At 39.4% G+C, this 7,814-nt stretch carries 7 protein-coding genes, 7 tRNA genes and 1 rRNA gene; all 15 read left to right on the forward strand.

From position 1 onward, the window contains the following. Window positions 1–138 precede the first annotated feature (138 nt). The 15 genes from hslO (at window position 139) to HMPREF2603_RS09865 (ending at window position 7,766) form a co-directional block, all read left to right on the forward strand. On the forward strand, window positions 139–1,026 hold the full coding sequence (hslO, locus tag HMPREF2603_RS09795) for an Hsp33 family molecular chaperone HslO (RefSeq protein WP_023016270.1): 888 nt from the start codon (window positions 139–141) through the stop codon (window positions 1,024–1,026). A 284-nt stretch (window positions 1,027–1,310) separates the two neighbouring features. Continuing rightward, on the forward strand, window positions 1,311–2,246 hold the full coding sequence (gene cysK / locus HMPREF2603_RS09800; RefSeq protein ID WP_002481928.1) for a cysteine synthase A: 936 nt from the start codon (window positions 1,311–1,313) through the stop codon (window positions 2,244–2,246). Window positions 2,247–2,397: 151 nt separating this feature from the next. Further along, window positions 2,398–3,183 (forward strand): dihydropteroate synthase, encoded by a 786-nt coding sequence (gene folP, locus HMPREF2603_RS09805; RefSeq protein WP_060804573.1) that lies wholly within the window; start codon window positions 2,398–2,400, stop codon window positions 3,181–3,183. Continuing rightward, window positions 3,180–3,551 carry a dihydroneopterin aldolase gene (gene folB / locus HMPREF2603_RS09810; protein ID WP_023016268.1) on the forward strand — a complete coding sequence of 124 codons (372 nt, stop codon included), beginning with the start codon at window positions 3,180–3,182 and terminating at the stop codon, window positions 3,549–3,551. Before folP ends, folB begins: the two co-directional genes overlap by 4 nt. After that, complete coding sequence (gene folK / locus HMPREF2603_RS09815) at window positions 3,544–4,020, forward strand: 2-amino-4-hydroxy-6-hydroxymethyldihydropteridine diphosphokinase (protein WP_023016267.1); 477 nt, start codon at window positions 3,544–3,546, stop codon at window positions 4,018–4,020. Before folB ends, folK begins: the two co-directional genes overlap by 8 nt. Window positions 4,021–4,050: 30 nt before the next feature. Continuing rightward, window positions 4,051–5,046, forward strand: coding sequence for a tRNA dihydrouridine synthase DusB (dusB, locus tag HMPREF2603_RS09820; RefSeq protein ID WP_070462580.1), 996 nt, complete (start codon window positions 4,051–4,053; stop codon window positions 5,044–5,046). Between the two features lie 14 nt (window positions 5,047–5,060). Continuing rightward, the gene (gene lysS / locus HMPREF2603_RS09825; RefSeq protein WP_002481933.1) at window positions 5,061–6,548 is read left to right on the forward strand and encodes a lysine--tRNA ligase; all 1,488 of its coding nucleotides are present in this window, start codon (window positions 5,061–5,063) and stop codon (window positions 6,546–6,548) included. A 449-nt stretch (window positions 6,549–6,997) separates the two neighbouring features. After that, a 5S ribosomal RNA gene (gene rrf, locus HMPREF2603_RS09830) occupies window positions 6,998–7,112 on the forward strand. A gap of 11 nt (window positions 7,113–7,123) precedes the next feature. After that, window positions 7,124–7,199 (forward strand) — tRNA-Val (locus HMPREF2603_RS09835). A gap of 8 nt (window positions 7,200–7,207) precedes the next feature. Further along, window positions 7,208–7,283: transfer RNA gene (locus HMPREF2603_RS09840), tRNA-Thr, on the forward strand. Window positions 7,284–7,289: 6 nt separating this feature from the next. Next, a tRNA-Lys gene (locus HMPREF2603_RS09845) sits at window positions 7,290–7,362 on the forward strand. Window positions 7,363–7,389: 27 nt separating this feature from the next. Next, window positions 7,390–7,464: transfer RNA gene (locus HMPREF2603_RS09850), tRNA-Gly, on the forward strand. 15 nt (window positions 7,465–7,479) lie between these two features. Then, a tRNA-Leu gene (locus tag HMPREF2603_RS09855) sits at window positions 7,480–7,568 on the forward strand. A gap of 17 nt (window positions 7,569–7,585) precedes the next feature. Further along, a tRNA-Arg gene (locus HMPREF2603_RS09860) sits at window positions 7,586–7,662 on the forward strand. Between the two features lie 30 nt (window positions 7,663–7,692). Beyond that, a tRNA-Pro gene (locus HMPREF2603_RS09865) sits at window positions 7,693–7,766 on the forward strand. Window positions 7,767–7,814: the final 48 nt, after the last annotated feature.

The following is a 7,814-nucleotide window of genomic DNA, read 5'->3' on the forward strand; positions in this document are numbered from 1 at the left end:
CTGAAACTAAATAATGTAGATTAAAATCTCTTTCTGCTATCATTAGGAATACGCAGAAAGAGATTTTTTAACGAAAATAATTGAACGATGAAATCATAAATGTTGAAAATTAAGTGGAAGAAAGAGGCGTAAAAAGATATGACTCAAGACTATATAGTAAAAGCACTGGCATTTGATGGAGATATCCGTGCGTATGCAGCGGTAACGACTCATGCAGTGCAAGAAGGACAAACAAGACATTACACATGGCCGACAGCATCAGCAGCATTAGGTCGTACAATGACAGCAACTGTTATGATGGGTGCCATGTTGAAAGGTGACCAAAAATTAACTGTCACTGTAGATGGCCAAGGTCCAATCGGACGTATTGTAGCAGATGCGAATGCGAAAGGCGACGTACGCGCATACGTTACGAATCCACAAACACATTTCCCATTAAATGACCAAGGTAAATTAGATGTGAAACGTGCAGTGGGTACAAACGGTACATTAACAGTTGTTAAAGATGTAGGGATGAAAGATTACTTCTCTGGTTCAAGCCCGATTGTGTCAGGTGAACTAGGTGAAGATTTCACATACTACTATGCGACAAGTGAACAAGTCCCATCATCTGTTGGTTTAGGTGTGCTTGTAAATCCAGATAACTCTATCAAAGCAGCAGGCGGCTTTATTATTCAAGTCATGCCGAATGCGAAAGAAGAGACAATTGAAAAAGTTGAACAAGCCATCACACATATGACACCAGTATCTCAATTGATTGATCAAGGATTATCACCAGAAGAACTGTTGACTGAGATTTTAGGTAAAGAACATGTGAAATTCTTAGAAACAGTACCCGTGAAATTCGAATGTAACTGCAGTCATGAAAAATTCTTAAATGCGATTAAAGGCTTAGGTGAAGCTGAAATTCAAAGCATGATTGATGAAGATCATGGCGCAGAAGCAGAATGTCATTTCTGCCGTACGAAATATCACTATAGTGAAGCGGAACTTAAAGGTTTAATCGAAGAATTGCATGCTAAATAAACACATTGAAAAGCGAGACGATCAGACGTCTCGCTTTTTTACTGTAACGAATCACAGTGTAAGACGTTTCTTTTATGGGAAAAGAGGAAATAATAAAGAATAGAGACAATGAACTTGTGGAACAATGTATAAATCTGATAAAATAATAATATCCGATGAAATAGATAAGGTTTAATAGAAATAATGGCATGACTAAGCATCAGAATTGAATTGTTTCGGGGTATTATTAATGAGGTTCTGGTGACTTAATTAAATATCTTTTAAGAATAAAGGAGCGTTTTTTTATGGCAAATAAACCCGTAGATAACATTGTACAACTGATTGGAGATACACCTGTAGTTAAATTGAACAACATCGTACCAGAAGATGCTGCAGATGTTTATGTTAAATTAGAGTATCAAAACCCAGGTGGTTCAGTAAAAGACCGTATCGCTTTAGCGATGATCGAGCGTGCTGAACAAGAAGGAAAAATCAAACCAGGTGATACAATTGTCGAACCTACAAGTGGTAACACAGGTATCGGTTTAGCATTTGTTGCAGCAGCAAAAGGTTACAAAGCTGTATTCACAATGCCTGAAACAATGAGTCAAGAGCGTCGTAACTTATTAAAAGCATACGGTGCAGAAGTTGTATTAACACCTGGATCTGAAGCAATGAAAGGTGCTATTAAAAAAGCAAAAGAATTAAAAGAAGAATATGGTTACTATGAACCACAACAATTCGAAAACCCAGCGAACCCGCTTATCCACGAATTGACAACAGGTCCTGAACTTGTAGAACAATTCGAAGGCCGTACAATCGATGCATTCTTAGCAGGTGTCGGTACTGGCGGTACATTAAGTGGTGTAGGTAAAGTCTTAAAAGAAAAATACCCTAGTATTCAAATCGTAGCAATCGAACCAGAAGGTTCTCCTGTCTTAAGCGGCGGCGAACCAGGCCCTCATAAATTACAAGGTTTAGGCGCAGGTTTCGTTCCTGACACATTAAACACAAACATTTATGATGAAGTTGTTAAAATCGGCAACGAAACTGCAATGGAAACTTCACGCAGAGTTGCTAAAGAAGAAGGTATCTTAGCAGGTATTTCTTCAGGTGCTGCAATTTATGCGGCAATCGAAAAAGCAAAAGAATTAGGTAAAGGTAAAACAGTTGTAACTGTACTTCCAAGTAATGGTGAACGTTACTTATCTACACCTTTATATTCTTTTGAAGGTAAATAAGTTAAACATTGATGAACTGCCGTTCGCATTTCTCTTTTTGAGAAATGGTACGGCGGTTTTTTCATTTCAAACACCTTTTGAACGCTTGGGGTCGGTCATATGTTAAAATTTTGATATAATGTATCACAGTTATGATGAAAGGAAGAGAGACATGGCACATACAAAAATCATGGGCATATTGAATGTAACACCTGATTCATTTTCTGACGGCGGCAAATACAATTCTGTAGATGCGGCGGTTGCACGTGTGAAGGAAATGATGGATGAAGGTGTCGACATTGTAGATATCGGCGGTGTTTCCACAAGACCAGGGCACAGTGAAGTGTTATTAGAAGATGAATTAGAACGCGTCATTCCAGTTGTTAAAGCACTCTCCGAATTTAATGTGCAATTGTCTGTCGACACGTTTCGCCGTGAGGTTGCGAAAGCAGCATTAGAGGCTGGTGCAACAATGATTAATGACCAATGGGCAGGTTTATATGACCCTAAAATGTTTGAAGTCGTTGCACAATACGATGCTGAAATTGTCTTGATGCACAATGGAGATGGACAACGTGAAGATCCTGTCATGGATGAAATGCTAGTTTATTTATTAAAACAAGCACATCGTGCAGAAGCAGCAGGGGTTGCGACGAATAAAATCTGGATTGATCCAGGTATCGGCTTTGCGAAAACGAGATTGGAAGAACGAGAAGTTATGGAGCGACTGGATGAATTAGTTGCGACAGAATATCCAGTATTGCTTGCGACGAGTCGTAAACGCTTCATCAAAGAAATGATGGGTTCAGACGAAGGACCAGAAGATCGTGATGAAATGACAGCAGCAACGACTGCTTATGGTGTGATGAAAGGTGTGCAAGCGGTACGTGTACATAATGTAAAACTCAATGCGCGTATTGCACATGGCATTGATTATTTAAAGGAGATTGAACGATGAAAGATCGTATATTTTTAAATGGTATGAGATTTTATGGTTATCATGGAGTCTTATCAGCAGAAAATGAAATTGGGCAAATCTTTGTCGTAGATGTTGAATTAACGACTGATTTAACTGAAGCAGGAAAGTCCGATCAAGTAGAAGATACGATCAACTATGCGGAAGTCTATGCGGATGTGAAAGAAATTATGGAAGGGGAACCTAAAAATTTACTCGAACATCTCGCAGCACTTATTGCAAATCGTATAAATTCACACTATAATCGGGTATTGGAAACTAAAGTACGTATAACAAAAGAAGTACCGCCGATTCCAGGTCACTATGATGGCGTAGGTGTGGAAATTACAAGGGTGAATCAAAATGACTGATGTATTTTTAGGACTCGGCAGCAATGTCGGAGACCGAGAAAACCAATTAAAAGAAGCAATACGTTTATTAGATGAACAATCTGGTATTAAAGTAGTGAAAGTTTCATCATTTTATGAAACTGAGCCTGTCGGTTATGTCGATCAACCGGATTTTTTAAATTTATGTGTGGAAATTCAAACAGAACTATCACCAAAAGCCGTCCTTGAAAGGGGCTTGGCGATTGAACAGCAACTGCATCGTGTACGTAAAGAACGTTGGGGTCCGCGTACTTTAGATATCGATATCCTGTTATATGGTGACCAAATCATTGAAGAACAAGATTTGACGATTCCGCATCCACGAATGACAGAACGTGCTTTTGTCTTGATTCCGCTGCAAGAGATTGCACCAAATAAGGTAGAGCCAAGAACACAAACCAAAATTAAAGATATAACTGTTCCTAACGAAACTGTGAAAAAAGTTCAATAAACGTAAGAGATAGATTGAGAGGTAATAATTATGTGGAAGATTGGAGATGTAGAAATCGACAATAGAGTCGTACTCGCTCCTATGGCTGGGGTGTGCAACTCTGCATTCAGATTGACTGTCAAAGAGTTCGGTGCGGGTTTAGTTTGCGCTGAGATGGTCAGTGACAAGGCGATTTTATTCAATAACCCGAAAACAATGAATATGTTGTATATAGATGAAAATGAACGTCCGTTATCGTTGCAGATTTTCGGCGGTGAGAAAGAAAGTTTAGTCGAAGCTGCAGTTTATGTTGATCAAAATACAACAGCTGATATTATTGATATTAATATGGGGTGCCCAGTGAATAAGATTATCCGTTGTGAAGCGGGTGCAAGATGGCTGCTTGACCCTAATAAGATTTATGAAATGGTATCTGCAGTTGTTGAGAAAGTCAATAAACCTGTTACATGCAAAATGCGTATTGGTTGGGATGACGATCATATTTACGCAGTGGAAAATGCGAAAGCGGCAGAACGTGCAGGAGCATCTGCGATTTCATTGCATGGCCGTACACGTGTGCAAATGTATGAAGGTAAAGCAGATTGGGATATTATCAGACAAGTGAAAGAAGCGGTTAATATTCCAGTTATCGGCAACGGAGATGTGACAAGCCCTGAACTCGCGCAAAAAATGCTGGATGAAACTGGCGTAGATGCGGTGATGATTGGGCGCGAAGCTTTAGGCAACCCATGGATGATTTACCGTACAGTCCATTATTTAGAAACAGGCGAGCTGATGGGTGAACCGACAGTGAAAGAAAAAGTAGAAATTGCTTTATTACATCTGCGCCGACTAGTAGAATTAAAGGGTGAGAAGGTTGGTGTTATGGAAATGCGCAAACACGCTTCATGGTACCTAAAAGGTGTTAAAGGCAACGGAAAAGCCCGTAAAGCATTAAACCAAGCCAACACAGAACAAGAAATGATTGATATCCTGCAGAATTTCCAAAAAGAAATTACTGCAGATAAAGCAACACAAGAAGCTTAATAAGGAGAGATAACATGTCAGAAGAAATGAATGACCAAATGCAGGTCCGCCGTCAAAAATTACAAGAATTAATCGATTTAGGAATTGATCCGTTCGGCCAACGCTTTGACCGTACAGCAAGCGCAGCTGAACTACACGAAAAATGGGATGCTTTCTCTAAAGAAGAATTACATGAAAAAGAAGATGAAAGCCACGTCTCAATCGCGGGTCGTTTAATGACAAAACGTGGTAAAGGTAAAGCTGGATTTGCGCACGTTCAAGATTTATCTGGTCAAATCCAAATTTATGTCCGTAAAGACCAAGTCGGTGAAGAACAATTTGATATTTGGAAAATGGCAGATTTAGGAGATATTATCGGTATTGAAGGTGTTATGTTCAAAACAAACACAGGTGAATTAAGCGTCAAAGCGAAATCATTCATCATGCTTACAAAATCATTACGTCCATTACCAGATAAATTCCATGGTCTTCAAGATATTGAACAACGTTATCGTCAACGTTATTTAGACTTGATTACAAACCAAGAAAGTACAGAAACATTTATCAACCGTAGTAAAATCATCCAAGAAATGCGTAATTACTTAAACAGCAAAGGTTTCTTAGAAGTAGAAACACCAATGATGCATCAAATCCCTGGTGGTGCAGCAGCACGTCCATTCGTGACACACCATAATGCATTAGATGCGACACTATATATGCGTATTGCGATTGAACTTCACTTAAAACGTTTAATCGTCGGCGGTTTAGAAAAAGTATATGAAATCGGCCGTGTATTCCGTAATGAAGGTGTATCAACACGCCATAACCCAGAGTTCACAATGATTGAGCTTTATGAGGCATATGCTGATTTCCATGACATTATGGACATTACAGAAGGTACAATCCGTCATATTTCAAATGCGGTACTTGGTACAGCAGTCATCCCTTACGGTGATTATGAAATTGATTTAGAATCTGACTGGAAACGTGTACACATTGTAGACGCTGTTAAAGAAGCAACAGGTGTAAACTTCTATGATGTAAAATCTGATGATGAAGCACGTGCATTAGCTAAAGAACATAACATTGAAATTACAGATCATATGACATATGGTCATATCTTAAATGAATTCTTTGAACAAAAAGTAGAAGAAACATTAATTCAACCTACTTTCGTATATGGTCATCCGATTGAAATTTCACCATTAGCTAAGAAAAATCCGGAAGATCCTCGTTTCACAGATCGTTTCGAATTATTCATCGTGGGTCGTGAACATGCGAATGCATTCACTGAGTTGAATGATCCAATTGACCAAAGAGAACGTTTCGAAGCGCAATTGAAAGAAAAAGAACAAGGTAATGACGAAGCACACGAGATGGACGAAGACTATATCGAAGCATTAGAATACGGTATGCCTCCAACTGGTGGTTTAGGTATTGGTATCGATCGCCTTGTTATGTTATTAACAAACTCACCATCTATCAGAGACGTATTATTATTCCCATACATGCGTCAAAAATAAGCTGAGTACTTAACAAAATGAATAATTAAGCAGGCGTGTCACCTTTTAAGACACGCCTGCTTTTATATGTATAAAGGGCCTCAAAAAGCACATGATCTCTTATAAAAAGAGAGGGAGGTCGGCAAATGTAAATATCTTTTAAAAAACTTTCGCAAAGCACTTGCATAATTTTCAAAACCCTGTATAATTGTTAATTGTTCTACGAAATAAAGCAACGTTTTATGAGCAATCTTGCATGAATATAAATTCTTAAAAAAGATGATACATAAGTGTTGACATAAAAGACCGAATGTAGTAATATTAAAGGGTCGTCAAAAAGAACGCGTTACAATTTTGTAAAAAAGATTTTAACTGAGTGTAAAATTGACTATTGCAAATGTTAACGAAAGAAGTTAAAATAATTTAAGTGAGTTATTGAAACGCACATAATTAAATAATTTAAAATATTGTCTGGTGACAATGGCAAAGAGGTCACACCTGTTCCCATGCCGAACACAGAAGTTAAGCTCTTTAGCGCCGATGGTAGTCGGACTTACGTTCCGCAAGAGTAGGACGTTGCCAGGCAATATATATTTGGAGAATTAGCTCAGCTGGGAGAGCATCTGCCTTACAAGCAGAGGGTCGGCGGTTCGAACCCGTCATTCTCCACCATTTAAATAGCCGGCCTAGCTCAACTGGTAGAGCAACTGACTTGTAATCAGTAGGTTGGGGGTTCAAGTCCTCTGGCCGGCACCATCTCAAGAGCCATTAGCTCAGTTGGTAGAGCATCTGACTTTTAATCAGAGGGTCAGAGGTTCGAATCCTCTATGGCTCATCAGTTTTCCGATTATAACTGAATCATGCAGAAGTAGTTCAGCGGTAGAATACAACCTTGCCAAGGTTGGGGTCGCGGGTTCGAATCCCGTCTTCTGCTCCATTTTTATTTTATGATGCCGGGGTGGCGGAACTGGCAGACGCACAGGACTTAAAATCCTGCGGTAAGTGATTACCGTACCGGTTCGATTCCGGTCCTCGGCACCATATATAATATAAAACATGCGCCCGTAGCTCAACTGGATAGAGCGTTTGACTACGGATCAAGAGGTTATGGGTTCGACTCCTATCGGGCGCGCCATTTTATATTTATTATTTAATAATTTAATAACGGGAAGTAGCTCAGCTTGGTAGAGCACTTGGTTTGGGACCAAGGGGTCGCAGGTTCGAATCCTGTCTTCCCGACTCTTAATTGTATAATGGGGGCTTAGCTCAGCTGGGAGAGCGCCTGCT

This window comes from Staphylococcus sp. HMSC055C03 (assembly GCF_001809385.1).
In the GTDB taxonomy this organism is placed as follows: domain Bacteria; phylum Bacillota; class Bacilli; order Staphylococcales; family Staphylococcaceae; genus Staphylococcus; species Staphylococcus simulans.

Bases quoted from the DNA above. Each gene is read 5' to 3' on its own strand.
- lysS (WP_002481933.1), top strand. From the start codon at position 5,061: ATGTCAGAAGAAATGAATGACCAAATGCAGGTCCGCCGTCAAAAATTA.
- folP (WP_060804573.1), top strand. From the start codon at position 2,398: ATGGCACATACAAAAATCATGGGCATATTGAATGTAACACCTGATTCA.
- hslO (WP_023016270.1), top strand. From the start codon at position 139: ATGACTCAAGACTATATAGTAAAAGCACTGGCATTTGATGGAGATATC.
- folB (WP_023016268.1), top strand. From the start codon at position 3,180: ATGAAAGATCGTATATTTTTAAATGGTATGAGATTTTATGGTTATCAT.
- cysK (WP_002481928.1), top strand. From the start codon at position 1,311: ATGGCAAATAAACCCGTAGATAACATTGTACAACTGATTGGAGATACA.
- dusB (WP_070462580.1), top strand. From the start codon at position 4,051: ATGTGGAAGATTGGAGATGTAGAAATCGACAATAGAGTCGTACTCGCT.
- folK (WP_023016267.1), top strand. From the start codon at position 3,544: ATGACTGATGTATTTTTAGGACTCGGCAGCAATGTCGGAGACCGAGAA.